20 protein-coding genes are annotated in these 26,081 nt (G+C 57.7%); 10 read left to right on the top strand and 10 right to left on the bottom strand.

What is annotated here, in order from left to right; genetic code table 11:
• Positions 1–3: 3 nt before the first annotated feature.
• From LF599_RS11075 to LF599_RS11065, 3 genes are all read right to left on the bottom strand, one after another.
• Complete coding sequence (locus LF599_RS11075) at positions 4–1,035, bottom strand: FkbM family methyltransferase (protein WP_279520796.1); 1,032 nt, start codon at positions 1,033–1,035, stop codon at positions 4–6.
• Between the two features lie 103 nt (positions 1,036–1,138).
• On the bottom strand, positions 1,139–2,308 hold the full coding sequence (locus LF599_RS11070; protein WP_279520795.1) for a glycosyltransferase family 4 protein: 1,170 nt from the start codon (positions 2,306–2,308) through the stop codon (positions 1,139–1,141).
• A complete protein-coding gene (locus tag LF599_RS11065) occupies positions 2,305–3,513 on the bottom strand; it encodes a glycosyltransferase family 4 protein (RefSeq protein ID WP_279520794.1) in 1,209 nt (402 codons plus the stop codon). The genes LF599_RS11070 and LF599_RS11065 overlap by 4 nt, the downstream gene beginning before the upstream one ends.
• Before the next feature lie 881 nt (positions 3,514–4,394).
• Here LF599_RS11065 and LF599_RS11060 point away from each other — a divergent pair.
• Entirely contained in the window at positions 4,395–6,200 is a 1,806-nt protein-coding gene (locus LF599_RS11060) for an ABC transporter ATP-binding protein (RefSeq protein WP_279520793.1), read from the top strand.
• A 574-nt stretch (positions 6,201–6,774) separates the two neighbouring features.
• On the opposite strand, the gene LF599_RS11055 is transcribed toward LF599_RS11060, so the two are convergent.
• The 3 genes from LF599_RS11055 to LF599_RS11045 all read right to left on the bottom strand — a co-directional run bounded on the left by LF599_RS11055 (position 6,775) and on the right by LF599_RS11045 (position 9,418).
• Positions 6,775–7,506, bottom strand: coding sequence for an amino acid ABC transporter ATP-binding protein (locus tag LF599_RS11055; RefSeq protein ID WP_279520792.1), 732 nt, complete (start codon positions 7,504–7,506; stop codon positions 6,775–6,777).
• Positions 7,507–7,509: 3 nt separating this feature from the next.
• Positions 7,510–8,520 carry an amino acid ABC transporter permease gene (locus tag LF599_RS11050; RefSeq protein ID WP_279520791.1) on the bottom strand — a complete coding sequence of 337 codons (1,011 nt, stop codon included), beginning with the start codon at positions 8,518–8,520 and terminating at the stop codon, positions 7,510–7,512.
• A gap of 73 nt (positions 8,521–8,593) precedes the next feature.
• Positions 8,594–9,418 (bottom strand): transporter substrate-binding domain-containing protein, encoded by an 825-nt coding sequence (locus LF599_RS11045; RefSeq protein ID WP_279520790.1) that lies wholly within the window; start codon positions 9,416–9,418, stop codon positions 8,594–8,596.
• A 655-nt stretch (positions 9,419–10,073) separates the two neighbouring features.
• Between LF599_RS11045 and LF599_RS11040 the strand changes: the two genes are divergently transcribed.
• From LF599_RS11040 to LF599_RS11015, 6 genes are all read left to right on the top strand, one after another.
• Positions 10,074–11,183 (top strand): AI-2E family transporter, encoded by a 1,110-nt coding sequence (locus tag LF599_RS11040; protein WP_279520789.1) that lies wholly within the window; start codon positions 10,074–10,076, stop codon positions 11,181–11,183.
• Positions 11,180–12,406 (top strand): murein transglycosylase A, encoded by a 1,227-nt coding sequence (gene mltA, locus LF599_RS11035; protein WP_279520788.1) that lies wholly within the window; start codon positions 11,180–11,182, stop codon positions 12,404–12,406. The genes LF599_RS11040 and mltA overlap by 4 nt, the downstream gene beginning before the upstream one ends.
• A 49-nt stretch (positions 12,407–12,455) precedes the next feature.
• Positions 12,456–12,842: a type II toxin-antitoxin system HicB family antitoxin gene (locus LF599_RS11030; RefSeq protein WP_279520787.1), complete on the top strand. Its 387-nt coding sequence runs from the start codon at positions 12,456–12,458 to the stop codon at positions 12,840–12,842.
• 450 nt (positions 12,843–13,292) lie between these two features.
• Positions 13,293–14,429 carry a class II glutamine amidotransferase domain-containing protein gene (locus LF599_RS11025; RefSeq protein WP_279520786.1) on the top strand — a complete coding sequence of 379 codons (1,137 nt, stop codon included), beginning with the start codon at positions 13,293–13,295 and terminating at the stop codon, positions 14,427–14,429.
• Positions 14,393–16,027: a glutamate synthase-related protein gene (locus LF599_RS11020; RefSeq protein WP_279520785.1), complete on the top strand. Its 1,635-nt coding sequence runs from the start codon at positions 14,393–14,395 to the stop codon at positions 16,025–16,027. The genes LF599_RS11025 and LF599_RS11020 overlap by 37 nt, the downstream gene beginning before the upstream one ends.
• A 30-nt stretch (positions 16,028–16,057) precedes the next feature.
• Positions 16,058–18,388 (top strand): FAD-dependent oxidoreductase, encoded by a 2,331-nt coding sequence (locus tag LF599_RS11015; protein WP_279520784.1) that lies wholly within the window; start codon positions 16,058–16,060, stop codon positions 18,386–18,388.
• Positions 18,389–18,564: 176 nt separating this feature from the next.
• On the opposite strand, the gene LF599_RS11010 is transcribed toward LF599_RS11015, so the two are convergent.
• The 4 genes from LF599_RS11010 to modA form a co-directional block, all read right to left on the bottom strand.
• The gene (locus tag LF599_RS11010; protein WP_269942403.1) at positions 18,565–19,137 is read right to left on the bottom strand and encodes a DUF922 domain-containing protein; all 573 of its coding nucleotides are present in this window, start codon (positions 19,135–19,137) and stop codon (positions 18,565–18,567) included.
• Between the two features lie 261 nt (positions 19,138–19,398).
• Positions 19,399–20,124, bottom strand: a complete 726-nt coding sequence (locus LF599_RS11005) for a Rossmann-like domain-containing protein (RefSeq protein ID WP_279520783.1) — start codon at positions 20,122–20,124, stop codon at positions 19,399–19,401.
• A gap of 8 nt (positions 20,125–20,132) precedes the next feature.
• Entirely contained in the window at positions 20,133–20,801 is a 669-nt protein-coding gene (locus LF599_RS11000; RefSeq protein WP_279520782.1) for a molybdate ABC transporter permease subunit, read from the bottom strand.
• Between the two features lie 3 nt (positions 20,802–20,804).
• Complete coding sequence (gene modA / locus LF599_RS10995) at positions 20,805–21,539, bottom strand: molybdate ABC transporter substrate-binding protein (protein ID WP_269942405.1); 735 nt, start codon at positions 21,537–21,539, stop codon at positions 20,805–20,807.
• A gap of 156 nt (positions 21,540–21,695) precedes the next feature.
• Between modA and LF599_RS10990 the strand changes: the two genes are divergently transcribed.
• The 3 genes from LF599_RS10990 (at position 21,696) to nhaC (ending at position 26,080) form a co-directional block, all read left to right on the top strand.
• On the top strand, positions 21,696–22,757 hold the full coding sequence (locus LF599_RS10990; RefSeq protein WP_279520781.1) for a TOBE domain-containing protein: 1,062 nt from the start codon (positions 21,696–21,698) through the stop codon (positions 22,755–22,757).
• A 264-nt stretch (positions 22,758–23,021) separates the two neighbouring features.
• Positions 23,022–23,702 carry a PEP-CTERM sorting domain-containing protein gene (locus tag LF599_RS10985; RefSeq protein WP_269942408.1) on the top strand — a complete coding sequence of 227 codons (681 nt, stop codon included), beginning with the start codon at positions 23,022–23,024 and terminating at the stop codon, positions 23,700–23,702.
• Positions 23,703–24,652: 950 nt separating this feature from the next.
• Positions 24,653–26,080, top strand: a complete 1,428-nt coding sequence (gene nhaC / locus LF599_RS10980; protein ID WP_279520780.1) for a Na+/H+ antiporter NhaC — start codon at positions 24,653–24,655, stop codon at positions 26,078–26,080.
• The last annotated feature ends 1 nt before the right edge of the window (position 26,081 follow it).

Raw genomic sequence — 26,081 nt, 5'->3', positions numbered from 1 at the left:
GGCTTAGGGAACCGCGTACAGCACCGTTTCGTCGTGGCGCGGGTGATATTGGCGCAGGTAGAACGTGTAGTCCGGGTTGAAAGCCTTGAGCAGGTTGGGGATCGTGTAGAGATCGTCTGCAAGATGGTAGACGCTGATTGCCAACTTTGGCTTGTGCTCGACAATGGTTCTTTCCGCGCCTTTCAATGCGCGAATCTCGGCTCCCTCGATATCCATCTTGATGAAATCGACTGTGGCTATTTCCCGATCCCGGACGATATTGTCTATGGTTTCGGCATCAACTCCATCGCCTTCCCCATTCATGTTCACTGTCGACTCTCCGCCCGACGAGGTGATGTTCAAGCGACCGGGCTCGTCCCAGGCGGCAAACGGAACCACCTCTATCGGACAATCAGCCTTGTTTGCGTGCGCCTGAATCTCGGCAACGTGTTTGGGCAGCGCCTCGAATGCATAGACCTTTCCGGCGGAACCGCACTTCTCGGAAAAGAACAGGGCGCTGTCCCCACGAAAAGCCCCGATGTCCATGACGGTATCGCCAGGTTCCACTTCACAGACGCCTTTCAGGGAATAATGACCCAGCTCCCATAACAGGGCTACGTATTTGGCGGGAATGCCGAGCTGACTGGATTTGCCGGAGCAGGCTTTGATTGCCTCCTCGTACCGCTCCAGCGTCAGCGGCGCGGGGAACAGGCGAGTCGTTCTTTCGGACCCGAGAAATCCCCATGCCGTCCTGAAGCGAATCAGTCGATCAACCAACTCCTTCGATTCCTGATCGGCAAGCAGGGGATAGATCGCGTCAAATTCCTCGTGGGCAGTAATCAATTCCCGGAGCATTCCGGCGGCTCTTTTGGGCGCAACCTGGTTTGCCTTGAGTCTTTCCGCATACTCTGCGGGGAGCAAAGTGTGCCCGAATCGCCGAAGAAGAGAGGCCAAGGTGCGGTATACGCCTTTGCATTCTTTCTTTACTTCCGCGTCCGGCCCCATATTGGCAACCATTTCCAGAGTCTCGTCGACAAGCTTCTGTGTTCTGCCCATGTGTATTCCTTATTTCCAATTTCGTAATCACGTCCGCTGACAAACGGGTCTAGTTACTCGGGACACCAAATCGGGTCAAGACGCCGTTATGCACCTGAAGGGGTCACCCTTGCAACTCGTCATAAGTCTTCAGGTAAGCGTCGACAATACGATTCCAGTCCAGCTTCCCGGCCATGGAGACGGCATTGGCCGAAAGCGAGTTTCTCAAGTCCGCATCCTCCACCAACGAGTCGATATCCGCCGCCATGGACGCCACATCGTCAACAGGAGAAACCAGCCCTTCGACGCCATGGGTGAAAATTTCACCGCACCCGGGAGCATCGGTTGTAATCACCGGCAGCCCCGCGCCCATGGCTTCCGCTATCACTCTGGAATAACCTTCAATCCTCGATGGCAAGACAAACACGTCGCCGCCTGCGAAAGCGTCAATCAAGGGTTGCGGCGGGACGGCCAGGCTGCCTTCCTTGAGGTCTTCCTCGCTGGAGGCCATGTTCTGAAGCGGGATGATTCGTCCATCCAATCCCCTCGCGCTGATCTCAGCCAGCAGGTCGTTCGTTCCAGAGCCGATGATGAACCATTTCCACTTGCCGGGCGATAGCCTGCTTCCGATTTCAGGAATCAGGTCGAATCCCTTTTTGGCGTGATTGCGGCCCACCGTGAGAAGGACGACGGTGTCATTGTCGAGCCCGTAATCCCTTCGAAATTTATCTCCGTGCCCGGATTGAAGTCGCTTGAAATCGATGGCGTTGGGCACAATGCGGACAGCTTCCCGCTTCGCCCCCGCATTAAGCGCATCCTGCGCCAGGGAGGGGGTCATCGCAATGATGCCGGTCATGTTGGAGAACCCTTGCCGGACCCTGTCCCGGATGATTGGATTACGCCGGGCGCCATAATTCAACCCTTCGTGAATCTGGACATCCTCGCCGTACATCCTGACCACGCATGGGGCGGAAACCGCCGCAAGCAGGTAGGATTCGGGATACGCCCCCATCCCTTGCCACAAATCATATGCGTGTTTTTTCTGTTCACGCTTGAGCCATAATTGCAGCAGACGCGGGCAATGGCTCCAGGCATACCGCTGCCAGTAGGGGAAATATCGAACCTCGAAGGGGAGCAGATTGTAGAGGAGGCTGCGTTTCCGTTTTTCCCGCTCGGGCACATACAGGGTCACGGAATGTCCCCGTTTCGCAAGACGGGTGAGCAGATTTATGGTGAAGACCTCGCGTCCGCCGGTCTTGAATATGTTGTCCCACAGCAGGGCGGCTATCTTCATCTTTGCTCCGTCATCCGGTTCGCCTTCGCCGATACCGCTTCGATTATTCTTTCAATTTCGTTGACGTGAACATTCAAATCGAACTTGTCGGCAACGACCAACTGCCCGTTTTCAATACACCGCAGACGCAATTCCTGATCCTCAAGCAGTCGTTTGAACGCATTGGACAGGCCTGTACGATCATCGTATTCGACTAGCAATCCGTTCTTTTCATGCTGGATTACGTCCGGGATTCCGCCGATATTTGTGCCGACGACAGGCACGCCGACCTGCATGGCCTCGATCAAAACGCGGCCGAAAGATTCCTTGTTTGAAGTCAACGCCAGGAGATCCGCTCCCGCTATCAGCGCACTCCCCCTGGAGTCATGTCCGATGAAGGAAACACGTCCCTCCAACCCCAGCGACTTGGCCAACGCTTCGAGTTTGGTCCTGTCCGGACCGTCGCCCGCAATTACCAGGTGGGCGTTCACACCATTTTTCAGCAGGTCCGCAAAAGAATTCAGCAGGAAGGGATGCCCCTTCAACGGCACCAATCGTCCCATGCTCACGATGATTTTCGTGTTGGCGGGGATGTGCAATTCTTTCCTGATGTCAACGGAAGGGGAGTCGACTTGTTCGACCGCATTGTAAACCACGTGCATTTTCCGGGACGCCGCTCCCCGTCCAATCCAATACGTGGCGCACTGATCCGAGTTGGCTATGTACGAGTCCACCCACCTGTTGGCGAAATCGACTTTGGCTCCGGCAAAGGTTTTTCCATCCGTACTGCGTAAATGGCTCACAAACGGGATGTTCATCTTTTTGGCGACGTAACAGCCGAAGATGTCCCGATTAATGTTGTCGTTGCAGTACAGGATATCTATTTTTTCCTTCCGCGCGATGGAGCATAATTGCGATATCAGCCAGCCGTGCCCAAGGCTGACGACAAAATCAGCGAGCTGTGGGCGGTTGAGGAAGACTCTGTCCACCCGGCGCTCAAGATTTCCCCGCAGGATTTTCGGTATCTTTTGCGTGTAAACGAGGTCGGTCAACAAATACGTCGGCACATCAAGATTGCGAACAATATCGAAGTATCTGGTTTTGTTCAGGAAACCGACGACAGGCCGTATCCTGCTCCGATCAATCTTTCGCAGCAGTTGGTGCAGGCTTTCGAATGATCCGCCCCCGGATATACCGGACTCGAAAAAAAGGACATTCAACGGCATTCTTTCTCTTGTGTCCTCTGTTTTGTTACGCGTTCCGGAAGCAGGGGTGGCTGGCCAACGCCCTTCAAGGCGTGGTTGGCCGGGAAATAAGAATATCGGCAGTCTTGAAGGAGTGGAGGACTCAATGTCTGGTCACAACCAATCTTTCGACATCGCTGCCGCCGCCAAGGCTGAGACAGTATCCCCAACTGGTTGCGCAAGGCCAATCCGAGGGGAACTGAATTGAAGCGGGCGACTCTTGGCTTCTTAAACAAAAGCAATGCGTTTTCCAACTGCAAATATGGGTTTGGCGCGGGCAGGCCAGATGCTTGGCCTCGCCTGATTATTGGGAACTTACCATAAAAAAGATATCTGAACGAGCTTGTGGCGCAACGATGATTTGTTCTGGTAGGAGTCATCCGGGTTCCGCAATTCAGTTGTGGTGGATACGCGGATGCTTTCCCCGGATCAAGGCGACCAATGCCGACGATTGCTGTCCTCGGGCATGTGTTTGGCGGGGTTCCCCGGATATCCTGGGCGTTTTTGTGCGAGGGGAGGGGCGCAGATATATTTTGACTATCATCTGATGATTCTCATTTAATCACCTTCCGCCTGGAAAATGAGAGCTTGATTAAGGCTGTACATCATGCGTTTAGCTACGAATGGGCGTGATTTGGCAGGCTTTCTCCTCGCGCAACCTTTTGACCTCGGGATTAAATTGGGCTATTTCCGCTGAGTCTTATCTGAAGAATTTGTCCGGTGGAGAAGAAAAACAGGTCCTTCCGGCAGATGGATTCGCTATGTTTGATGAGCAGCTTGCTTGAATCTGCCAATTCCATGAAGGCTCCTTTGAATATCGTCACCGCTGGACATTCAAATCCCACAAGCACATAGGAAGTATTTTGTCTCAATATGACCTTAGAAATATAGAACATTTTGACAATCGTCATCTGCTGAAACGTTGTGTCTCCTATTTTAAGCCTCATGCGTTCAAAATCGTTATAGGCATGATTTCCGCCATCATTGTCTCGGGCACCAGCGCAGCTACGGCATATCTGGTTAAACCGGCCATGGACAATGTGTTCATACAAAAGGACTCGGTTTCGCTGGTCCTGGTGCCCCTGGCCTTTTTCAGCGTGATCGTCGTCAAATCCATTTTTCGTTTTACGCAAGTCTATCTGATGAACGTCACGGGCTTGTTGGTCTTGTATCAGCTTCGCAACGAGATGTTTTCGCGCATCATTCTTCTCCCCCTGCGTTTTTTTGAGGAAAGCCAGGTTGGTATGCTCATGTCCCGAGTGCTGGGCGACGTGAACGGCATCCGTGAATCCGTGCCGACATTGGTCATGAGCATCCGCGAATTCATTACCATCATCGGTCTCGTCGGCGTCGTTTTTTATCAGAACTGGAAGCTTGCGGTGGTTTCCATCATCGTGCTCCCGACATGCGCGGTTCCCATTATTCATTTCGGCAAGCGATTGAGAATGTTGGGCAGGCGGCTTCAGGCGCAGGGGGCGGACATCAACTCGGTTCTCCAGGAAAACTTCAGCGCCATTCGCCTCATCAAGGCTTTCAACACCGAGAGCAAGGAAGCTAAACGGTTCAAGAAAGAGAATTTCAAAATTGTCGGTCTGTCCAAGAAACAGGTTCTGGCGAGCGAGATGTCCAGCCGCATAATGGAGCTTGCGGGTGGTGTGGCCATCAGCGGCGTCCTTTGGTACGGCGGTAAGCAGGTCCTGGACGGCGTGTCTACCCCGGGTACTTTCTTCTCTTTCGTGACGGCATTGATAATGCTTTACGAGCCGATCAAGAAAATCAACGATTCCAACAAAGTGATCCAAAAATCCTTGGCCAGTGCCGAGCGTGTCTTCGGTCTTCTCGACTCGACCGATATTCGTCCGGAAGAGAACGGAAACATCCCGTTTGAGCGTCCTCTTGAAACGCTTGAGATCAAGGACGTCACCTTTACGTATCCCACCGTCACCACACCGGCGCTCAAGAACTTCTCGTTGACGATCAACCGCAACGAACGGATTGCCCTTGTCGGGCCGAGCGGGTCGGGCAAGACCACGCTGGTTAATCTTTTCCCGCGATTCTATGACGTTGACTGCGGGGAAATATCTTACAACGGGACGCCTCTGCGCGAACTCGAATTGGGCTCGCTGCGTCGATCAATCGGCATCGTTTCCCAGGACCCCATTCTCTTCAACAGAAGCATCCGCGAGAATATCGCCTATGGTTCCCCGGGCGTGACCGAGGAGCAGATTATCGAAGCCGCCAAGTTCGCGTATGCCCACGAATTCATCGAGTTGTTGCCCGAGGGGTACGACACGATTTGTGGGGAAAGAGGCGTCAAACTTTCCGGTGGGCAGAAACAGAGAATCACCATCGCCAGAGCCCTGATTAAAAATCCGGCTCTGCTTATTCTGGACGAAGCGACCAGCGCTCTTGATACTCAGTCGGAAAGAATCGTCCAGATGGCGTTGCAGAATCTTATGCAGGACAGAACCAGCGTCGTGATCGCTCACCGCCTTTCCACGGTTATCAACGCAGACCGGATTGTCGTCATGCAGAAGGGTGAAGTTGTCGGCGTTGGCAACCACGCGGAGTTGCTGGAGACCTGTCCCCTCTACGCCAAGCTTCACTCGATGCAATTCTGTGAAACCCTTTCTGACGACGAAGTCCGCCAATTGAGTGTTGAGGGGTAAGCCTCTCCTTTCAATCCGCTTTTACAAGTAAAGGCGATATAACTTTGGCTGGCCGTGCTCTTGGAGAATTATCTCCAAGAGCAACATGCGGCAGCGCATCGCCGTAGGTCCTGAGCCATTCTGCCTCTGAACCTGGACCTCTTGTCTCTTCCAACTCATATTGCTGATTCGGATCGCCCCCTGCCTCGGCGGGGGGCGGCCTGTATGGATTGTCGTCCGGCAAGACCTCGGCGCGCTTTCCTTCTCGGCTGCCTGGTAGTGCGGTAGCCGTAAAACCGTGCCCCGGAGCCTGGAGTGGCCCCTTGCGGCTTGAGACGCGGCTCGTGTGCGGGATGCGGTTTGGCCGGGACGGGTGCGATGGCAAGTGGGAACGACATTGCACGCCTATTATTTGAGGGGAGAGTGTTGTCTCAAAACGGAGAGGGGCCAGGCCGGAAGGAGATTCTTCTCCTTCCGGCCTGGCCCTGCCGAGCGGCGCGGCCTGATCCGCCGTTCACCGGGGTGATGCCGCTCAATGATCCGCTTTGGCGGACCTGTTTTTCGTAAAGTTCCCGTCGTCGGTCGTTCCGGCGGATTACAATATCTGGCTCAGGAAGAGCTTCGTCCGGTCGTGCTGCGGGTCGGTGAAGAAGTGCTCCGGGGTGCCCACCTCAACGATCTTTCCTTCGTCCATGAAGACCACCTGGTCGGCCACTTCGCGGGCAAAACCCATTTCGTGGGTGACCACAACCATGGTCATGCCTTCCTTGGCCAGGGCCTTCATGACATCCAGGACTTCTCCGACCATTTCCGGGTCCAGCGCCGAGGTCGGCTCGTCGAAGAGCATCACCTTGGGGTCCATGGCCAGGGCGCGGGCGATGGCCACGCGCTGCATCTGGCCGCCGGACAGTTGTGCCGGGAAGTTGTTTGCCTTGGCGTGGATGCCGACCTTGTTGAGCAGGGTCATGGCCTTTTCCGCGGATTCCTTCTTGCCGCGCTTGCGTACCGAGGTTTGGCCCACGGTGACGTTTTCCAGCACGGTCAGGTGCGGGAAGAGGTTGAAGGACTGGAAGACCATGCCCACTTCCATGCGGACCTTGTTGATGTTGGTCTTTGAATCGAGGATGTCCACGCCGTCGATCATGATGTGGCCGGAGTCGGCCTTTTCAAGACGGTTCAGGCACCGCAGGAAGGTGGATTTGCCGGAGCCGGACGGCCCGATGACGACGACCACCTCGCCCGGATTGATGTGATAGGACACGTCGTGCAGGGCCTGGACTTCGTGCGGGACGAAGAAGGTCTTGTGTACGTTTTTTACGTCGATCATGAACTAGGCCTCCGCTGTTCGCCTTTCGAGGTATTGGACGAACATGGACAGGGTGAAGGTTATAACCAGGTAGAGCACGCCGCAGACGAACCACAGTTCGTAGGGCATCAGGCTGGTGGTGACGGCTTCGCGGGTGGCTTTGGTCAGCTCGCGGATGGCGATGACGCCAAGCAGCGAAGAATCCTTGATAAGGCTGATGAACTGTCCCGCCAGGGGCGGCAGAATTCGCTTGAATGCCTGCGGCAGGATGATCTTGATCATGGCCATGGTCTTGGTCATGCCCAGGGATCGGGCCGCTTCCATCTGTCCCTTGTGGATGGACTGGATGCCCGCGCGGACGATTTCTGCAACGTATGCCCCGGCAAAGATGGCCAGGGAAGCGATGCCGAACCACAATTCCGGAATCTGGAACAGACCCGCCTTGAACAGCAGGTTGTTGATGATCGTACCGAGCACGAAGTACCAGATCATGATCTGGACGAGCAGGGGAGTGCCTCGGATGATTTCGATGTAGGTGATGGCCGACATCTTCAGGAACGGGTTGGTCGATATCCTCGATAATCCTGTTAACAGGCCGATGAGGATGCCGAAAATGATCGACACGATGCTGACCTCGATGGTGATGATCGTGCCTTCCACCAGCAATCCCATTCTCCCCTCGGAGTAGGAGCCGATGGTGTCGCCCATGTACACGGTCTGGCCAACGTCGACCATCAGGTCGGAGCCGGGGATCGTGTAGTGTTCGGAATCCGTTCCATCGGAGACGATGACCACGGAATCCTCATCCTTTTGGGTGATGGATGTGACTTCGCCCTCAATCTCGGCGGTCACGTTTACGTCGTCGATGTAGTAGAAATATTTGGGGATACGATTCCAGCGCCAGATGTAGTCGGTCTGGGTGGTGGCCCAGTAGAAGCCCAGGCATACGCAGACCAGGGTGACCGCATATACCGCCTTCCAAAACAAGTTCTTGTCGAATTCCTTTTTGGGTTCGACCGTCTTGGTATCATTCATTGCGTGCTCGATGGGATGGATGCGCGAAAAAACCGGGGGCCGCTTCTAGCGGCCCCCGGGAATTATTCGTTGGTTACTGGACTTCGTTGTACCATTCGTTGGAGCCGAACCACTTGTTGTAGATTCGGTCGTAACGGCCGTCGTTCTTGATCTGGACGATGAAGTTGTTCAGCCAGTTCAGGAAATCCGGGTCGCCCTTGTTGATGGCCCATCCGAGCGGCTCGTAGGTGAAGGGCTCGTCCAGGAACTTCATGCCGGCTTCCTTGCCGTGCTGGGTGTAGAAGATGGAGGTCATGGGCAGGTCGTAGACGGTGGCGTCGGCCTTGCCGTTCATGGTCTCCAGCATGGCCTGGTCTTCCATCTCGAAGGACTTGTAGGTGGCCTTGGGGAAGAGGCGCTTGGCAGCCTGTTCGCCGGTGGTGCCGAGCTTGGAGGTGATGATGACGTCCTTCTGGTTCAGGTCCTTCCAGGTCTTGATCTTGTCCGCGGACTTGGCGGAGACCAGCGCGGTCTGGCCGACCACGATGTAGGGGGTGGCGAAGTTGACCTTGAGGTTGCGTTCCTGGTTGATGGTCATGCCGGAGGCGATCAGGTCGTACTTGCCGGAGAGCAGGCCGGGGATGATGCCGTCCCAGGCAGTGTTCACGAGCTCAAGCTTGACGCCCATGGCCTTGGCCATTTCCCTGACCATGTCGACGTCGAAGCCGACGATGTTGCCCTTTTTGTCGGTCATTTCGAAGGGCATGTAGCCCGCTTCGAGGCCGACGCGCAGGGTGCCGCGCTGAACGATCTGCTCAAGGGTGGATTTTCTTGCGAGTTCGATGTCGGCAGCCTGTGCGGACATTGCGGTGCAAAGCAGCACGGACAGTACGGCCATGATGGTAATGATGCGTTTCATCCTTTCCTCCAATGAAACATAAGTTGGTAGATATCCGCCGCCCTGGTTCCGTCCGGGTACACGGTTTTGGGGCACGGGTTCGTCTGTGTCGTTTTTTTGTATTGAACGATTTTGTTCACAGATCGACAGTCATCCATAGCCTCTATGACCGGAAAATTCAAGAGAGTGCCCCTTTGCGGCAGCTTGTCGGGCATTCTTTTCAAACAGAATGTTTTGCGGCATTTTTGTTAAATTGCAGAATATGAGTCAGGATGTTTCGGTCGTATGTCGCGGGCGGGCGGCGGTCGTTCGGGAAGAGGGCCGCTAAAGAAAATACGCGATAAATTCCTGTTACGTTTTTTGTCCGTGTGCGGGACCGATCTTTGGCCGTGGAAGGAAGCGCTCCCGGCCGTTCGAAGAAGAGAACGAATGGCCGCACGCGGGATTCTCTCTGTCGGCGACAAGGACTGCGTGCGATCGGTCGCCACGCCGAATTTTCGGCGGCAGGGGCCTGCCGTGGGCCATGGGAGCGTCGGTGGGAGGAGGCGTCGGAATCCGTTGAACGGCCGTTTGTGCGGGGCGGTTGACGTTGACACCGTCGCCGCAATCATACAATCCTCTTTGCAGACGGAATATATCCTGTGTTGTTGTTCCCTTCCATGGAGCCCGAGCTAGTATGAGCGAAATCAAAGGACCTACTCCCCTGATCAATGGCGGCATCTATAAGGTGTTCATGATCATTCTCCTGCTGTTTTCCCTGTATTTGGGATTTTCGCTGGTGCAGCCGTTCATGCATACCATGATCTTCTCTACCGTGCTGGCGGTCCTGTTCACCCCGGTGTTCAATTGGGTCCTGAAGCTGTGCAAGGGCCGTCGAACCATGGCCTCGGGCCTGACCGTGGGGATCATCATCTTCGCCCTGTTGTTGCCCATGGCCTTTCTGTTCATGGCACTCATCAGCCAGGGCGTGGAATCCCTCGTCGCCTTGAACGCCTGGATCGCCCAAGGAACCTACAAGACCTTCCTCAGCATCGAGATGCTCGACAAATACGTGGCCATGCTCCACGAGCAGTTGCCGTTTCTGCGTGTCGACGAGGTACAGATACAGGCGGGTATTCTCCAGTATTCCCGCGAGTTCGCTCAATCCATGCTGTCCTTCGGCACATCGCTGGCCAGGGACGGGGCCAAGCTTATTCTGCATTTTCTGCTCATGGTCTTCATTCTGTTTTATTTCATGCGTGACGGCACCAAGATGGTCGCCTACATCAAGCGCCTTTCGCCGTTGCGGCCCAAGCAGGAGGATTATATCATCGACAGCCTGAAGCGAGTGGCCAGGGGGGTGCTCATGGGCTGTCTGCTGGTGGCCGTGCTCCAGGGCATTGCCGGCGGCTTCGGATTGGCCGTGGCGGGCATCCCTGCGTTTTTCTGGGGCGGCATGATGGCCCTGTCTTCGCTCATTCCCGTACTCGGCACGGGGTTGGTGTGGGTTCCGGCCGTGATCTATCTGTTCCTTTCGGGGCAGTGGAAGATGGCCATATTCCTTTCCCTGTGGTGCGGCATATTCGTGGTCAGCATTGACACCATTCTGCGTCCCATTTTTATGCGCGAGGCTTCGCGTGTTTCGACCTTCTACATTTTCATAGCCATTCTCGGCGGCATCTATTCCTTTGGTATGCTGGGCATATTCTACGGCCCGTTGATCCTGAGTTTTGTCATGGTCATGTTGCAGATATACTTGGAGGAATACGCCGACGATCTGGACGACCACGAAGAGGCTGCCCAATGATCTTCCGAAAGTTATTCGTTTATTCCGCCCTTGTGTTCACGCTGCTGACGGCCGGGTGCGCCACCGAAGCGCCTCCGCCGCCCGCCGCCGTATCCGAAACTCCCGCCTATGCTCCCCTGAGCGGGGCCGAGGCCCGTGAGCTTGTGGCCCAGCTCTCGATCAAGGCCCAGAATCTCGGCTCCTGGTCGGCCTTGCGGCCCGGCATCGAGGCGAACCTGCGCTACATCCGCACCCGTTCCCGGGACGCGGTCTGCGTCAGGCGGCCCGGTCTGGTTCTGACCTGGGGCCAGTTGCACGATTCGGTGAGCGAGCTCGCGTCTTTGCTCGATCAGCTCGACCATGCGCCGAATCTGCTGGCAGAGCGGTTTTCCTGGTTCAAGCTTGAGCCCGGAACGTTGCTGACCGGCTATTACGAGCCCTGGCTCAAGGCTTCCCTCGCCCCGGACAATAACTACAAGTATCCGCTGTATGGCGTACCCGGCGACCTCAAGGTGGCCGACCTGGGGCTGTTTCATCCGCGTTGGGCGGGGCAGAGGCTCGTCTACCGCGTGGACGGGGACCGCATCGAGCCGTATTACGACCGTTCCGCCATCGATGGATTGGGCGCGCTGGAGGGGGCGGGCGACGAGATAGCCTGGGCCGCGGACCCGGTGGACGTGTTTTTTCTCCAGATTCAAGGGTCCGGAAGGCTGGATTTGCCCGACGGAACCTACAAGCACATCCTGTACGGCGGCAAGAACGGCCGCCAGTACGTATCCATAGGCCGGGTGCTCATCGACAAGGGGTACGTCCCCAGGGAGGAGATGAGTATGCAGCGCATCAGGAAGTTCCTGAGAGAGAACCCGGATGTTGCTCAGGACATTCTCTTTCGGAATCCCAGCTACGTCTTTTTCAGGCTGGCCGACGAGGGGCCTTTTGGTTCCATCAACGCCATCCTCACGCCGCGCGTCAGCGTTGCCGTGGACCGGAGCATGATCCCGCTCGGAAGCGTGGTCGCCCTCAAGACGGCACTCATGGACTACGATACCGGCGGTTCCGAGCAGTTCTTTTCTCTTGTCCTGGCGCAGGACACGGGCGGCGCCATCCAAGGCACGCGCATGGACCTTTTCTGCGGCACAGGCGAGGAGGCCGAGCATCTGGCCGGGCATCTCCAGGAGGGGGCCGTGGTCTACATGCCCCTGAGCAAGCGCGTCCTCGCGTCTTTGCCCGGCAATCCTCAATAATCTATACGTTATTTTGCACCCAAGGAGGCTGCGAATGCAGTATGTAGCGTTGTTCGAAGAGGAAAAGCACGGCTTTTCCGCGACATTCCCGGATTTCCCGGAATGCACCAGCTTCGGCGAGAGTTTGGACGAAGCCGTGGATAATGCCCACGAAGCGTTGGCCATGTTCGTGGAAGAGCATTTTGCGGGTGGTGAACTCTTCCCGGAACCCTCAAAAAAGAAGGTTTTGCTCGCTCAACCCGAGAACGAAGGCAAAAAAGCGATCAATATCTCGGTTGAAGGGGATGGCAGCGACTTCGAAGAGTTCGAAATGGTCATGCACGTTCATCTTTTGGGCAGAATCGAGAAATATTGCCGGGAGTATGGTGTTTCACCCGCCGATTTTCTTGCCGCCGCGTCGAGAATGGCGCTCAAGAACGATATTTTCGCCTCCTGAGTCCCCGAATCCACCATTTCGTAGCCGTTTTTTGTACGGCCTCTTTTGGTGACGAGAATAAAATTCTCCTGTCATTTGTGGAGGCTATGAGTCGGTTTTTGCCGACCGTCTTTACTCTATTACAAAAATGTTAAATAGTGAGAATGTGTTGCTGTTGCAGGTTTTCCTGATTTGACTTATGGTCAGCTTCCGGGATTTGTATAGACTCTGTATACAATGCAACGGTAAATAGCTCCTTGGAAGTTGCATAATTGTGAAAAGTTAGAGCCGAAGAGCCTGCCGCGATTGATCCGACGATTGGTCCGCAGGCTTTTTTGCCCCCTGTCGAGTGCGCTCCATCGAGAAGTGGACTACTTGGGATCATTGGATTTTTCCCGGTGCCGCGTAGACGCCCGGCCCATTGCTGGCGGTGCGGGCGAGGGACCTTTAACAGCGGAGTGAATCGAGACCATGTGCCGTTTGTTTGCGCTAACAAGCCGTGACCCTGTGTCACCCATGCGCGCCATCGATGCCCTGAACGTCATGAAGGAAGGGCACGACGGCTCCGGCGTGGGATTGTTCCTGAGCGGTCTGGGGGGACCGTGGGAGGAACTTAAGGAATACCCCATACTGTCCGGCATCTTTACCGACGAGGGCCTCTCGCGGATGTCCGACTACATGACCAAGAACGGGTTTCAGCCCAAGTATTCCGCGACGTTCACCCCTGATGTGGAGCCTCCGGGCGGTACGCCCCGGCGCGGCACCTATGCCTCCATCGCCTTCAAGATTCCCGATGGGTGGAAGGGCATGGCCGAGGATCAGGTGAGTCGGAATCTGGTCCAGATGCGCCTGAACCTCCGGGCCATGGGCGAAGAGTCCGGCGACATCATGGTTTTTTCCTTCTGGCCCGACACCATCATGATTAAGGAAGTGGGCGATCCGCTGGCCATAGCGGATTATCTGAAGCTGGATCGCGAAGAGCTTCAGGCTCGCCACATCCTGGCTCAGGGCAGGCAGAACACCAACTACGCCATCAATCTCTACGCCTGCCATCCCTTCTTCATCGAGGGCATTTCCACCATGACCAACGGCGAGAACACCGCCTTCGTGCCCATCCGCGAATATCTCATGTCGCGTGGCGTCACCGGCTATCAGGGCTACCAGTCCGATTCCGAGGTGTTCACCCATATAGCCCATTACGCCACCAAGCGTCTGGGGCTCGACATCAGTGCCTACAAGCACGTCATCACGCCGATGAACGACGACGAGATGCGCGATCACCCGGACCGCGAATTCCTGTCCGATCTCAAGCGCGCCTGTCGCAAGCTGATTATCGACGGCCCCAACTGCGTCATCGGCTGCCTTCCCGACGGTTCCATGTTCATGGCGCAGGACCGCAAGAAATTCCGTCCCGGCGTGGTCGGCGGCAATCCCGAGCTCGGCATCTACGGTTTCTCCTCCGAGATATGCGGGCTTAATGCCGCCATCCCCGATCGTGACCGGACCAAGGATTTTCAACCCATGCATCTCGACACGGCGATCGTCGGACCCGATTGCCGGGAGGTTCTCCAATGCTCCCAGAAAGACCCATTACGCCCTCAACTTTAAGCCGCAAGGATCTGCCCTGGCAGATCAAGTGGGACATAAACACCTGCACCAAGTGTGGCCGGTGTACTTCGGTCTGTCCCGTCAACGCCATCGAGCTGGGTGTGTTCCGCAAGCGGGACGTCAAGCCGCCCATGGGCCTCAATGCCAAGCCGACCACGGAATTCTTCACCTATTACGGCATCCGCCAGCGTACGGACCCGGCCTATGCTTGCATCGGTTGTGCCATGTGCAACATGGTCTGTCCGAACAACGCCATCGAGCCGAACCGTCAGTACGATTCCACCACGCTCCAGTTCCAGAATAACCGGGGCGGTCAGCCCAGGACGCGCGGCGGCCGTCGGAACAATTCCGAGTCTCTTCTCGATCAGATCAAGTTCATCCGCATTTCCATGCTCACCGACCCCGCGCTCGACGCGGGCCGTCATGAGTTCGACGTGCGTACCCTGCTCGGCAGGGTCCTTTCGCCCGAGGCCGAGATAAAGTGTTTCCGCGAGAACGGCTGGAAGCCGCCGGTCCGGGAAATCTATCCCCTGGTCATCGGCGGCATGTCCTTTGGCGCGCTTTCCCCGAACATGTGGGAAGGGCTTCAGATGGGCGTGGCGTACCTCAATGAGGAAATGAACATGCCGGTGCGCATGTGCACGGGCGAGGGCGGCTGCCCCCCGCGCCTGTTGCGTTCCCGCTTCCTTAAATATGTCATTTTGCAGATAGCCTCGGGGTATTTCGGCTGGGACGAGATCATCCACGCCATTCCCGAGATGAAGGAAGATCCCTGCGCCATCGAGATCAAGTACGGCCAGGGAGCCAAGCCCGGCGATGGCGGTCTGCTCATGTGGTACAAGGTGAACAAGCTCATCGCCGCCATTCGCGGCGTGCCCAAGGGCGTTTCCCTGCCCAGCCCGCCCACGCACCAGACCAAGTACTCCATCGAGGAGGCCGTGGCCAAGATGATCCAGTCCATGTCCATGGCCTGGGGCTTCCGCGTGCCGGTCTATCCCAAGATATCGGCTTCTTCCACCTCGCTCGCCGTGCTCAACAATCTGGTGCGTAATCCCTACGCCGCGGGCCTGGCCATCGACGGCGAGGACGGCGGTACCGGCGCGGCCTACAACGTCTCCATGAACCACATGGGCCATCCCATCGCCTCCAACCTGCGCGACTGCTACAAGGCGCTCTGCGTGGCCGGGGCCCAGAACGAGATCCCGCTCATCGCGGGCGGCGGCATCGGCAAGCACGGCAACCTGGCCGCCAACGCCGCAGCCCTCATCATGCTCGGCGCGTCCATGGTCCAGATCGGCAAATACGTCATGCAGGCGGCCGCGGGCTGTCTCGGCAGCGAAAAGGACCGCTGCAACGTCTGCAACATCGGCGTCTGCCCCAAGGGCATCACCTCCCAGGACCCGAGGGTCTACCGTCGTCTCGATCCCGAAAAGGTCGCCGAGCGGGTGGTGGACTTCTACCTGAGCTTCGACACGGAACTGCGCAAGGTCTTCGCGCCGCTCGGCCGCTCCACGTCCCTGCCCGTCGGCATGTCCGACGCACTGGGCATCTCGGACAAGGACGCGGCTGACCGCCTGGACATCAAGTACGTCATCTAACCGAAGCCTCAGGACATATCGGAGTACACAATGGCTAAGAAAATACAGCGCATAAACGGACACGAGAACGGTGTCCGCGTGGAATCCCGCATCCTTGAGGAGCGCATCCAGAACGCGGTCCGTCAGGGGGCGCGCCGGTTGGAGATCGACGCCATGGGCCAGCACGGCATTGGCGGCAGACTCTGGCTTTCCAAGGAAGAGCCCATTTCAGTGACCATCACCGGCTCCCCGGGCCAGCGCATCGGCTCCAAGGGCTTTCCCGGCACGACCATCGAGGTCATGGGCCCGGCCTCGGACGACGTGGCCTGGCTCAACGCGGGCGCGGAGGTCGTCGTTCACGGCAACGCCTCCAACGGCGCGTGCAACGCCATGGCGCAGGGCAAGGTTTTCATCGCGGGCAACATCGGCTCGCGCGGCATGACCATGACCAAGACCAACCCCCGTTTCGACGCGCCCGAACTGTGGGTACTCGGCTCGGTGGGCGACTACTTCGCCGAGTTCATGGCTGGCGGCACCGCCGTTATCTGCGGCCACGAGGCCCAGAGCCCCGGCAACGTTCTCGGCTATCGCCCCTGCGTGGGCATGGTCGGCGGCCGCATCTTCGTGCGCGGCCCCATCGACGGGTTCTCCCAGGCCGACGCCCTTATGGAGCCCATCGACGACGCGACCTGGGCGTGGCTGACTGAAAATATCGAGCAGTTCCTTAAGCGAATCAAACGGTCGCGTCTCCTGAAACGGTTGACCAGACGCGAGGAATGGCAGCTCATCCGGGCCAAGACCCCCTTTGAGAAGAAGGGCCGTGTCCGTCGCGCCATGCACGACTTCCGGGTCAACACATGGGATGCCGAACTCGGAAGGGGCGGCATCATCGGCGACCTGACCGACCTCGACCGTTCCCCCATTCCGCTTATCGTCCACGGTGATCTTCGTCGCCGCGTGCCTGTCTGGGAGAACCGCAAGTTCATGGCGCCGTGCCAGGCCAGTTGCCCCACGGGTATGCCTGTGCAGAAACGCTGGCAGTTGGTCCGCGACGGGCTGGTGGACGAGGCCGTTGACCTCGCCTTGGCCTATACGCCGTTCCCGGCCTCGGTCTGCGGCTACCTTTGTCCGAACCTGTGCATGGACGGCTGCACCCGGTCCACCCAGCAGAACATGGCCGCGGTGGATATCACCAAGCTCGGCCGTGAAGGGCACAAATCCAAGGCCCCGACCATGCCGCCTTTGTCCGGCAAGCGTGTCGCCGTCATCGGCGGCGGCCCCGCCGGCATCTCCGTGGCCTGGCAGATTCGCATGAAGGGCCATGAAGCCGTGGTCTTCGACATGGCCAAGACCCTTGGCGGCAAGATCGCCTCGGCCATCCCCTACAGCCGCGTGCCCAAGGAGGTCGTGGAAAAGGAGATCGAGCGCGCGGCCAAGGTCATTCCCCATGTCCATCTGCAACAGCAGCTCAAGACCAAGGAGTTCGAGGAGCTTCGGGAGGAGTACGATTTCGTGGTCCTGGCCGTGGGCGCGCAGAAGCCGCGCATGATCCCTGTGCCCGGCCATGAGCGCATCATCCCGGCTCTGACCTTCCTTCAGGAAGTGAAGAAGGGCGAAATGCGTTCCGGCAAGCGGGTGGTCATTATCGGCGCGGGCAACGTGGGTTGCGACGTGGCCACCGTGTCCGCCTCCGTGGGTGCCGAGGACATCACCCTCATCGATATTCAGGAACCTGCCTCCTTCGGCAAGGAACGCAAGGAAGCCGAGGCCGTGGGCGCGCGTTTCAAGTGGCCTTGTTTCACCAAGGAAATCACGGAAGAGGGCGTACTGCTCCAGTCCGGGGAACTGCTCCCGGCGGATACGGTCATCATGTCCATCGGCGATCAGCCGGACGTGGACTTCCTGCCCGAAAACATCGCCTTGGACCGTGGCCATGTCGTGGTTAACGACGATTATCAGACCACCGACTCCCGCGTCTTCGCCATCGGCGACGCGGTTCGGCCCGGCCTGCTGACCCATGCCATCGGGCACGGCCGTCGGGCCGCCGAGGTCATCGACGACATCTTCAACAACCGCCGTCCGCAAAGCGACACCCGCGAGATGATCGACTACACCCGCATGACGCTCGAATACTTCGACCCGCGCGTCATCGAGTTTAGCGACGCCAATCATTGCGGTGCGGAATGCTCCAGTTGCGGCTCCTGCCGTGATTGCTACATCTGCGACACCCTCTGTCCGCAGAACGCCATCAAGCGCAATGAACTGCCCGACGGCGGCTTTGAGCGCGTGGTCGATCCCGACAAGTGCATCGCCTGCGGCTTTTGCGCCGACGCCTGCCCCTGCGGTATCTGGGACATGAAAAATCCGGCCCCCATGGAATAGCGGCGCGGCCGATACTAAAAATAAAAGTCGGCGGGAGCGTTCCCGCCGACTTTTATTTTTATTGTCTGCGCCCCATCCTCCAGCCTCCCTGTCTCTTTGCGGTTGTCCCATCGGGAAAACGGCGCAGAGGGAAAAAACATGTTTATAGGGATTGGATTTGGTGGGGAGTGGAGCGGCTATGGGTAGCGGCCCATATTCCTTTCCTGCTTGAGGCCGTGCTGGGTCAGCCTGTCATATTCAATATGATCCTGTCGCATCCTGTTCATGATCCTACGAATCTCGGCGCTGACCTCTTTCTTCACATTGGCGCAGTCGCTGGAAGGAAATCTGTCCAGCGTGTCGCTGATCTCATGCGCCGCCTTGGTGGAGATTTCGCCGTGGATGAGTTCGTGGTTCTCAAGCTTGCGGTTTAATTTCTTCCACCATTTACGGGTCTTGAAGTCCACGCTGTGTTTGAGCCGCGGGTAGAGGTAGGTCAGGTGGATGTACACAACCACGTTGGTGATTCGGCATTGTCCGCCTTCCGGCTTGATTTCGTAGGTGGTCCTGATGTCGGTCCGCGTGTTGGCCTGGTAGGTCTTGTTTCCCTCAGTAAGAGGGGAGTCGTGCCTGAGGTTCCGGGCTATGGTCGCGGGCATGAGTCCGTCCACCTGATAATATTCCGTGGATACGGTGCGCACCACATCGGCCATGGCCGGGACGGCCATGAGGAGAAGGCCTGCAAGGGCGGCGGACAGTCGTTTCATCATGTCATCGGTCCGTGGGTTGGTTTTGGAAGCAGCGTGTCGTCGAACCGCTACGGTCCGTTGTCTGCCACATGATACCATTGGCCGCCGGGATGGTCGAGAGGCTTTGGGTTTTGTCGAGGCGGCCGCATGGACTGATGGTTTTCGGCCTGCCGGGTGGCGGGAGAAGATGGGAGAATGGACGGTGTCCGCCTCGGGAAAGGGTCCCCGCGCGGCAGGCGGAAACCCTTTCCCCGCAGCCGGGGAGGTGATGGAGGAGACCCCCTAGCTGCTCTGCGGACAGTAGCGATCGAATCCCATGAGGGCGGCCGCTCCGGCAATGGTCGTGCCGTAGAACAGCACGGGCTTGCCGGTGAGGAACATGTCGATGGTGCCGTTGGCCAGCGTGGTGCCGGTGACGAGCAGGAGGTCGGCCCAGTCGATGGCGTCGGCGGATGTCTCTCCCCCTTCCACCAGCACGCCGCGCTTGGTCTGGCCGATGTTGTCCGGGTCCAGGTCCACGAGCCTTACGTCGGTCTCCGCGCTCACGGCCTGGGCCAGGGCTGGCTGGAATCCGATGATGGCGACGCGGCATTTGCCGTACTGCTCGTCGATGTATCGGAAAACGCCCTTGGCGCATTCGGCGGGGCCTTTGTCTCGGCAGTGGACCGTGTTTCCGGTCAGTCCCAGGGAGCCGCACACGGCGTTCGTGGTGGAGACGAACACGGCGCGGTGGAAGTTGTCGTCCATGGGAAGCTCGGATATCTCGGCCAGTGTGCCGGAATAATTGCCGTAGTGGTCGGTGAACGCCTGGCCTCGCGCTCCGCGGAAGTTGGCCTCCATGAGCTTTTCCTTGCCCTTTTGGATGGGGAAGTCGTTGCCTTCGGGCGTGCCGATGGCCTCCTTGACGCTCAGGGGAGCGGCGGTCACGGTGATGCTTTCGTCGAGAATGCCCTCCTTGGTCCAGAGTTCGAGGGCTCGTTCATGCACTGTTTCGAGTATGGTTTTCATTGCGTCTCCTAGACGGCGGACAGTTTTTTCAAGGCGGCGAATATGGTCAGCGAGAACAGGCCGATGACCACTGCCAGGACCATGGCCCGGTCGAATTCGCCGCTGAAGACCGCGTTGTAGATTTCAAGGGACAGGGTATTGGTCTTGCCGATGATGTTGCCGCCGAGCATGAGTGTGACCCCGACTTCGCCGAGCGAGCGGCCAAGGGCCAGGAACCAGCCTGCGGTCACGTTGCGCCGGATGTTGGGGAGGAGCACCAGCCAGAAGGTTTGCCAGTCGCTTTTGCCCAGTACCTGGGATATCTCGCCCAGCCTGCGCACGTCGCCCCTGAGGGCCGCCTCCACCGGCTTGACCATGAGCGGCAGCCCGGACACGAAGGAGGCCAGGACAACGCCGGGGAAGTTGAAGACGATGTCCACCGGCGAATACTGTCCGAGCCATCCGGCCCTGCCCAGAAGCATGAGCAGGATGAACCCGGTGGCCACGGGCGGAAAGACCAGGGGCAGCGTGACCAGAAAGTCCACGACCGAGCGCAACGCGCCCTTGCCGGAGGTCAGGTAGTAGGCGATGAGCACACCGCCCACCAGGTGCAGCGCACCGGATGCGGCCAACGCCTTGAGGGTGAGCCGTAGAGGATCGATTGTCTCCGGCTGGGCCAGTATGCCGACGAAGTCCATATGCTAGAGGCCGTTCGCTCGGACGATTGCCTGGGCTTCGGCGGTCTTGATGAATTCGAGGAATTTTCCGGCCTCAACCTTGTTGGGTGAGTTCTTGAGCACGGCCGCGATAATGCTGATGGGCGCGTAGTTCTTCTCGTCGACGATCATGTAGCCGCCGAGCTTGTCTTTGACGTTGAGGGCATGGGTCAGGTTGATGAAGCCCATGTCCACCTCGTTGGTGGCTAAGTAGGAAAAAACCTGTGGCACGGTGGCGACTTCCACCAGCCTGGGCTTGATGCCCGGGAGCCTGCCGGTCGTCAGCAGGTATTCGCGCGCCGCCTTGCCGTAGATAGCCTTGCTCGTGTCGGGCAGGGCAATGCGTTCGGCTTTTGGGTTGTCCAGATCGGATTCCTTGGAAAATTCGGACCCTTTGGCGAACGCCAGGACCAGCTTTCCCCGGCCCAGCTCGGTCTCCTCGGTCACGGGCAGGTCCGCCCGAACGATAAGGAACTGCCGGTCGCCCAGGACGATGTCCACCTTGCCGCTTTCCTTGGCCAGCGTGGTCACTCTGCCCATGTTGCCGTAAATGAGGTCCATGGATCGGCCGGTTTTCTTTTCGTAGGCCGTGTTGAGCGCGTTGACCATCTTCTTGTAGCCAGCCCCGGCGGCCAGGACGACTTTGTCGCCCGCGAAGGCGCTCGTGGGCAGGGCGAGAAGCAGAGTGAGCATGACGGCACAGAAACGGATGCGGTGCATGGTGGTTCTCCTTGCGCCGCCGCGTTCGGCGCGGCGGGTGGGCTGTTTGCGAACGGGTTGTGCCCCGTCGTTAAATTCCCTATGTTCTGTGCTGTTATGTCGCAACCAAGTCACGCGAATGGATAAAGGCGTGATAATTCGGCAGGTGATGGTTTCATGCGAGAAGACAGGGCTTCGGGCAAGGTGTGCCCCCGCGAATTTTTCAGCGTTTCGGATCAGGTGAGCTACCTGGAACCGTCGCAAATGAACGCTCTGGAAGAATCTTTCAGGAAATGGAAGGATTCGGCCAGGCGTATGGACAGCGTCCGGGCCAGGACCCGGCTGTGGCTGGTCTTTCAGCTTGTCCGCCATACCGGCGCGCGTCTCGGGGAAATCCTGTCGTTGGACGACGCCGAGGCGTTTGACGCACAGGGGCCGTTTGTGCGTTTGGGGAAGGAGGACCGGATTCGCGAGGTCCCGCTGCCCGAGGACTTTTTCGCCGAGCTGGCCGCGTTCCGGGAGAGTCCTATGGGCTGCGGGTTGCGCGGGGAGCTTTTCAGGGTGGACCCCGGCTATTTCCGGCGCATTTGTTATGAGCGCGGCAAGGAATGCGGCTTGTCCAAGGACCTTGTCTGTCCCAAGTCCCTGCGCAACACCCGGGCCGTTGAGATGCTCCGCAGCGGCGTGCCCATCACCATCGTCAAGGAAGTCCTGGGGCAGTCCTCCCTGGATCTGACCGCCAACTTCCAGCAGTTTTCGCCGGGCGACGTGCAGTCCATCGTGCGCAACGCCTACGAGGCCATGCGCAAACGCACTTCGGCCCGCAACTCCTTTTTGGGCCACGTCGTCGAGGTCGACACGGATCAGGTTATGGCCCAGGTGGTTTTGGAGACCCGTTCCAATCTCAAGATTTGCGCGGTCATCACCATGGACTCCCTGCGCAATTTGAAAATTCAGCCGGGCAGCCCCGTCGTCGCCACGGTCAAGGCCCCGCTGGTCAATGTCCTGCGTCGGGCCGAGCGGCTCTCCGGCAGCGCGCGCAACTGTCTGGAAGCCCGGATTCTCCGGGTCACGGACACCCCTGTGCTGACCGAGGTTCTGGGCCGTCTCCCCGATGGCACCGACGTCTGCGCCCTCATCTCCGCCCTGAGCGCCCGGGACCTTGCCCTTGAGCCCGGCGACGAGGTCGAGTTCTGGTTCAAGGCCATGTCGGTCGTCCTGAACACCGTGCAACTGTAGCCGTCGACGGCCGTTGATTCCGCTGGACGGTTGCGGCGCATGACCGTCCGAACGCGCCGGGAGAGCCTGTGCCGTTTACCATAAAACATGGAATGTCAGCCGGATCAGATCGCGAAAGTAAAGTTTTCTGTCGAAACGTAAAGAAAACCGACAGGATGTCTTTGCTGTTTTTGTCTAATATCCTGGAATAAATGAGCAATATCTTTGGTATGGTGTTTGCTTCGTTTGTCAGTGGTTGGGGAATACTACTGCCAGGAGGCTGCTATGAATAGGATTTACAAGGTTGCAATTCTGTTTTCTTCATTCGTCATGTGTTTGTTTCTCGTGACGCCTTCCCAGGCACTTGTTCTCGATTTCGAGGGGCTGGGCGATCATGACCAGATTCTTGATTTCTACAACGGCGGAACAAGTTCCATGGGTAACTCCGGGACGGACTACGGCGTTTCTTTCAGCGACAACGCCCTGAGCATTATTGACTCCGATGCCGGTGGCACCGGCAACTTCGGCAACGAGCCCAGCCCGGATACCATCCTCTTTTTCCTGAACGGTGACGCGGCCATCATGAGCCTCGCGGCAGGGTTCGATACCGGCTTCTCCTTTTTCTATTCCGCCATCAACAACCCGGGCAGCGTGAATGTGTGGAGCGGCCTCGATGGCACCGGCGATCTGCTCGCCACCCTGAATCTGGACGTCACTCCGTCGGATGGCGGAGATCCCACGGGCGATTTCAGCCCCTTCGTGGCCACGGGCGTCGCTTTTGAGGGCATCGCTTACTCGGTCAGCTTCGGCGGCGTTATCAACCAGATCGGTTTCGATGACATCACCTTCGGTTCCGTTACTCCCGGCGATCCCGGCGCTCCCGTTCCCGAACCGGGGTCGTTCCTCCTGATGGGACTCGGTATGCTCGGGTTCCTGGCTTACGCCCGCAGGCGTCGCAACTCCTAGGCATTCGGAAATAGATCAAAAGGGCTCCACTGGTTGGAGCCCTTTTTTTTTGGGGGCTTGGCGAGGGCCGTTTTTTCCCCCCCCTCTGATCCGGCGGCGGGGGATAGGTTGAGGAAAGACCTCTCGACGGGTTGACCTGGGGCGAATGGCGCTATGGGAGGCTTAAGCGTGTTGGCCGCAGAGTAATTTGCCGCCAAGGGGCTTCCCGAGTTTCGTGTCCGCACAGTCCGTTCCCAATTAACACCATTCCTCATCTGTCGGCAGTTTTTCGAAACATTGTCGAATTTAGCCGCAAGATAGGGCAAGCCGAACTTGTGTTTTCTGTCGTTGTGATTGAGACTGGCGCGAAGTTCTCCTTTGAGCTTTGGGCTCGGTTTGATGGTTCCTCGCTAGTCCCGTCAAATGGGAGAGCCTTTCGTTTTTCAGAAGGAATCGATCGATCAAATCAAAACGGCTTCAGGTAATGTCTTCTCATCCGCGCATACTGCATCAGCAAAGTCTTTAGTTTCCGTAAATCCCCGGCGATGTGTGGTGACTCATGCGGCGATAGGCCCAAGGGAGTTCTTCCTTGGCCTTCGGCGTTCAATGCCATTGTTCACGTCGGGAAGAGGGGGCCTGCGGACCAGGCCTTCGGCGGAACGGTTTCGATCGTATGGAATATCCTTCGGTGAACAAACGTCTTTTTATTGCGGCGAAGTCAAACCATGTGGATTGGCAACGTTGATTTATTGCATTGCAGCGCTTCTTTTCGGCCGAAGAGGTGTGTCTGCAATAAATTGTTCGATTGCGCAGCCTTTGTTGCCTAGGCAACAGACACGCTCCGCGATCAGACCTATCGTAACAACAAGACCTGGCAACAAGGCTACGTGGATCTTACAAGCATTTTAGCAACTTGCTCGAAATAATGATGTTGGAAAAACAGTGAATTATATGCCGAAAGAGGAGAGGAAATGAGTTCGGACGGGAAAAAACCATCTTTACTGTGGGCTTTCTTAACCTTCGCGATTCCTGTCGCAATTATTTTGTACGGGACAGTTGTGGTCGGCGTGCGTCCGCCTGTTTTGCCTTTGCTTGTGGCCGTGGCCGTGGCGGGCGTCATGGCCCTGAAAATCGGCTATTCGTGGGGGGAGTTGCAGGAGGGGATGCTTGCGGCCGTGGGGCGTATTCAAATTGCGGTGGCCATCCTGATGCTTGTCGGCATGATTATCGCCTCCTGGATGGCTTCCGGCACTATCCCGGTTATCATCTACTGGGGGCTCAAGCTTATTGCTCCTGAGCATTTTCTCACATCCACCTTTGTGTTGTGTTCGGTTGCCTCTCTGGCGACGGGAACCTCTTTCGGCACAATGGGCACCATCGGCGTGGCCCTGCTCGGAGTCGGCGGAGCAATGGGGTTCAATCCCGCGTGGACCGTGGGGGCCATTGTTTCAGGAGCTTACTTCGGCGACAAGATGTCGCCCGTCTCCGACTCGACGAATATTACCGCCACAGTCTGCGAGGTTCCGCTTTTCACGCACATAGCCTCAATGTTGTGGACCACCGTTCCGGCAGCCGTGATCTCCATCGTCGGCTATACCGTGCTTGGCTCCATGCATTCCGGCGATCTCTCCGGCGTGGGGAATATCAATGCGATTCTCACTTCCCTGGAAGCGAGCTATTCGCTTTCCCCCATCGCGTTCCTGCCTCCCGTATTGATGGTGGTGCTGGCCTATAAACGAATGCCTGTCCTGCCTGTCATGGTCGTCTGCATTCTCAGCGCATTGGCGATTGCGTTGTATGACGGTGCCACCATTTCCGTTTTGGCCAAGCAGTTGACGACCGGCTACACGGCTACCACGCCTTCCCCGGAATTGAATTCGCTTCTTTCCCGTGGCGGTCTAATGTCCGTCATGGTCACGATCCTGCTGCTTACCAGCGGCATGGCTTTTGGCGGTATCCTGGAAAAAGCCCGCGTGCTTGAGGTCTTGCTGGACGCGATGTTGCGGGGCGCGAACTCCGCGCTTTCGCTTGTCGGCGCGACTCTCGGTGCCGCCTACATCATTCTGCTTGGTACCGGCAGCCAAATCCTGGCCGTGGTGGTTCCCGGCCGGGCCTTCGGCCAGAACTACAAAGACGCGAAGATCGCTCCCCAGGTGCTTTCTCGCACCTGTGAAGACGCGGGCACCCTGGGGTGTCCTCTGGTGCCCTGGTCCGTTCACGCCTTCTATATCCTTGGCATACTCGGCGTCGGCGCAGTGGATTACGTTCCCTTCGCCTTTTTTAACGTGATAATTCCATTCGTATCTCTGGCTTTGGCCGCAACCGGTTTCGGAATCATGAAGACTGACGGCACTTCCGTTCGATCGCTGAAGTCGGCAGCCGATTCCGAATCAGTTTAAC

Origin of the sequence: Pseudodesulfovibrio thermohalotolerans, assembly GCF_021353295.2 — a bacterium.
GTDB lineage: Bacteria > Desulfobacterota > Desulfovibrionia > Desulfovibrionales > Desulfovibrionaceae > Pseudodesulfovibrio > Pseudodesulfovibrio thermohalotolerans.
The sequence above is the reverse complement of the archived record's forward strand: the minus strand, read 5'-3'. Positions and strand labels throughout refer to the sequence as shown.

Excerpts from the sequence above, each read along its gene's own strand:
- LF599_RS11055 (WP_279520792.1), bottom strand. The coding sequence starts at position 7,506 with ATGATCGACGTAAAAAACGTACACAAGACCTTCTTCGTCCCGCACGAA.
- LF599_RS11040 (WP_279520789.1), top strand. The coding sequence starts at position 10,074 with ATGAGCGAAATCAAAGGACCTACTCCCCTGATCAATGGCGGCATCTAT.
- LF599_RS11000 (WP_279520782.1), bottom strand. The coding sequence starts at position 20,801 with ATGGACTTCGTCGGCATACTGGCCCAGCCGGAGACAATCGATCCTCTA.
- LF599_RS11005 (WP_279520783.1), bottom strand. The coding sequence starts at position 20,124 with ATGAAAACCATACTCGAAACAGTGCATGAACGAGCCCTCGAACTCTGG.
- LF599_RS11065 (WP_279520794.1), bottom strand. The coding sequence starts at position 3,513 with ATGCCGTTGAATGTCCTTTTTTTCGAGTCCGGTATATCCGGGGGCGGA.
- LF599_RS11025 (WP_279520786.1), top strand. The coding sequence starts at position 13,293 with ATGTGCCGTTTGTTTGCGCTAACAAGCCGTGACCCTGTGTCACCCATG.
- LF599_RS11045 (WP_279520790.1), bottom strand. The coding sequence starts at position 9,418 with ATGAAACGCATCATTACCATCATGGCCGTACTGTCCGTGCTGCTTTGC.
- LF599_RS11020 (WP_279520785.1), top strand. The coding sequence starts at position 14,393 with ATGCTCCCAGAAAGACCCATTACGCCCTCAACTTTAAGCCGCAAGGAT.
- nhaC (WP_279520780.1), top strand. The coding sequence starts at position 24,653 with ATGAGTTCGGACGGGAAAAAACCATCTTTACTGTGGGCTTTCTTAACC.
- LF599_RS11015 (WP_279520784.1), top strand. The coding sequence starts at position 16,058 with ATGGCTAAGAAAATACAGCGCATAAACGGACACGAGAACGGTGTCCGC.
- LF599_RS11050 (WP_279520791.1), bottom strand. The coding sequence starts at position 8,520 with ATGAATGATACCAAGACGGTCGAACCCAAAAAGGAATTCGACAAGAAC.
- mltA (WP_279520788.1), top strand. The coding sequence starts at position 11,180 with ATGATCTTCCGAAAGTTATTCGTTTATTCCGCCCTTGTGTTCACGCTG.
- LF599_RS11010 (WP_269942403.1), bottom strand. The coding sequence starts at position 19,137 with ATGATGAAACGACTGTCCGCCGCCCTTGCAGGCCTTCTCCTCATGGCC.
- LF599_RS10990 (WP_279520781.1), top strand. The coding sequence starts at position 21,696 with ATGCGAGAAGACAGGGCTTCGGGCAAGGTGTGCCCCCGCGAATTTTTC.
- modA (WP_269942405.1), bottom strand. The coding sequence starts at position 21,539 with ATGCACCGCATCCGTTTCTGTGCCGTCATGCTCACTCTGCTTCTCGCC.
- LF599_RS11075 (WP_279520796.1), bottom strand. The coding sequence starts at position 1,035 with ATGGGCAGAACACAGAAGCTTGTCGACGAGACTCTGGAAATGGTTGCC.
- LF599_RS11070 (WP_279520795.1), bottom strand. The coding sequence starts at position 2,308 with ATGAAGATAGCCGCCCTGCTGTGGGACAACATATTCAAGACCGGCGGA.
- LF599_RS10985 (WP_269942408.1), top strand. The coding sequence starts at position 23,022 with ATGAATAGGATTTACAAGGTTGCAATTCTGTTTTCTTCATTCGTCATG.